A 1,092-nucleotide genomic window follows, 5' to 3' on the forward strand; every position below is an offset into this window, starting at 1 on the left:
TGATAGACATGCTTTGCAAAATCTGTTGTTAAAAAACGTAATCTTTTCCACATTAAAGGATTGGTTTCTACTACTTTTTCAACTACTTCTTTTTTGACTACCTTTTCGACTGGTTCTGGGAAAATCGAAGTACTTTCTTCTTGCCAACGTGAAATCTTTTTAACGTGCCTATATACAGGCGGACCTTGGACAAAAAGGAGCGGATCATTTTCCAATGAATTATACACATCCTTTTTGAAATAGCTTATGCGGTAGGTTTACAAAATGTGAAAACCACTGTCACAATGTATCGTTTCGCCTGTAATACCACGGGATAAGTGACTAAACAAGAATAGTGCAGTATCCCCAACTTCTTCAGGAGTTGTATTTCTACGAAGTGGTGAACGCTCTTCAATTTCTTTTAATATACTATTGAAACCGCTTATACCTTTTGCAGACAATGTACGAATTGGACCAGCTGAAATCGCATTTACACGAATGTTATATTGTCCTAAATCTGCGGCTAAGTATCGAACTGACATTTCTAAAGAAGCTTTCGCTACTCCCATAATGTTATAATTCGGCATGACTTTTTCGCCACCTATATATGTTAAAGTGACAATGCTTCCACCATCAGTCATTAATGGTTTGACCGCTTTGGCGACGACTGTTAATGAAAAAGCACTAATATTATGAGCAAGTAAAAACCCTTCACGAGACGTGTTGGAGAAATCTCCTGAAAGTTCTTCTGATTTCGCAAATGCAATACAGTGAGCTAAACCATCAATTTTCCCTACTTCTTGCTTAATTGTTGTAAAACATTTCTCAACATCTTCGTCACTCGTTACGTCACAAGGAAGAACCAATTGATGATTTCCTTCCAACGTTACTACTAAATCTCGAACTGGTTTCTCGAACCGTTCTCCGGCATATGTAAAAATAATGTTAGCACCAGCTTTATCTAAAGACTGTGCGATTCCCCAAGCGATACTGCGTTTATTTGCCACACCCATAATGACGTAATTTTTACCTTGTAAAGACAAAGACATGAAAATCCCCCTATTTAGTCCTAAATATATTTATTAATACCTGGTACTAATAATACATCATAAA

1 protein-coding gene and 1 pseudogene are annotated in these 1,092 nt (G+C 36.8%); both read right to left on the minus strand.

Features of this window, described 5'->3' with window-relative positions; genetic code table 11:
• Window positions 1-215, minus strand: a pseudogene (locus B371_RS0100280) (hypothetical protein); the annotation flags it as partial.
• 42 nt (window positions 216-257) lie between these two features.
• Window positions 258-1,028: an enoyl-ACP reductase FabI gene (gene fabI, locus B371_RS0100285; RefSeq protein ID WP_019412374.1), complete on the minus strand. Its 771-nt coding sequence runs from the start codon at window positions 1,026-1,028 to the stop codon at window positions 258-260.
• Window positions 1,029-1,092: the final 64 nt, after the last annotated feature.

This window comes from Paenisporosarcina sp. TG20, assembly GCF_000286315.1.
Taxonomy (GTDB): domain Bacteria; phylum Bacillota; class Bacilli; order Bacillales_A; family Planococcaceae; genus Paenisporosarcina.

Bases quoted from the DNA above. Each gene is read 5' to 3' on its own strand.
- fabI (WP_019412374.1), bottom strand. From the start codon at position 1,028: ATGTCTTTGTCTTTACAAGGTAAAAATTACGTCATTATGGGTGTGGCA.